This window comes from Streptococcus mitis (genome assembly GCF_001074635.1).
Lineage (GTDB): Bacteria > Bacillota > Bacilli > Lactobacillales > Streptococcaceae > Streptococcus > Streptococcus mitis_E.
Genome location: NZ_JUQO01000110.1, coordinates 1 through 797 on the forward strand (window position 1 = coordinate 1; position 797 = coordinate 797).

At 41.4% G+C, this 797-nt stretch carries 1 protein-coding gene; it reads left to right on the plus strand.

The genetic code is table 11. The features are described 5' to 3' along the window. Positions 1-192 precede the first annotated feature (192 nt). The coding region (locus tag ADI58_RS04655; RefSeq protein ID WP_049521641.1) for a GntR family transcriptional regulator at positions 193-797 on the plus strand (605 nt) is incomplete at its 3' end.

The following is a 797-nucleotide window of genomic DNA, read 5'->3' on the forward strand; positions in this document are numbered from 1 at the left end:
AAGCTAGCCGCAGGCTGCTCAAAGCACTGCTTTGAGGTTGTAGATAAGACTGACAAAGTCAGTCACATATATAATCCAAGGCGACGCTGACGTGGTTTGAAGAGATTTTCGAAGAGTATAAACAAGGCGAAGATTGACTTTTTCTAGTTTATTGAGGTACAATAGAGAAAAGATAGAAATGAAGTGAAAAATATGCTACCTGCTTATATGAAAATTCATGATCAGATTAAAAAGGATATTGACGAACATCGTTGGGCCATTGGTGAGAGACTTCCCAGTGAACGAGATTTAGCAGAGCAGTTTGCAGTCAGTCGCATGACCCTTCGCCAAGCTGTATCTCTATTAGTCGAAGAAGGCGTTTTAGAGCGTCGTGTAGGAAGCGGCACCTTTGTTTCCAGTACTCGAGTACAAGAAAAGATGCGAGGGACAACCAGTTTTACTGAAATTGTTAAGTCCCAGGGCAAAGTCCCCTCTAGCCAGCTCATTTCTTACAGAAAAACCATTCCCAATGAACAAGAAGTAGCCAAGCTAGGAATTTCTCCAACAGAGAATATTATCCGAATGGAGCGGGTACGCTATGCCGACCAAGTTCCTCTGGTTTATGAAGTTGCTTCTATTCCTGAGAAATTCATTAAGGACTTTAAAAAAGAAGAAATCACCAGTCATTTCTTCCAAACCTTGCAAAAACATGGCTATCGTATCGGCAAATCACAGCAGACCATCTATGCTCGTCTTGCTAAAGAAAAGATTGCCCACTATTTGGAAGTTGAAAAAGGACATGCTATTCTTGGTTTGAC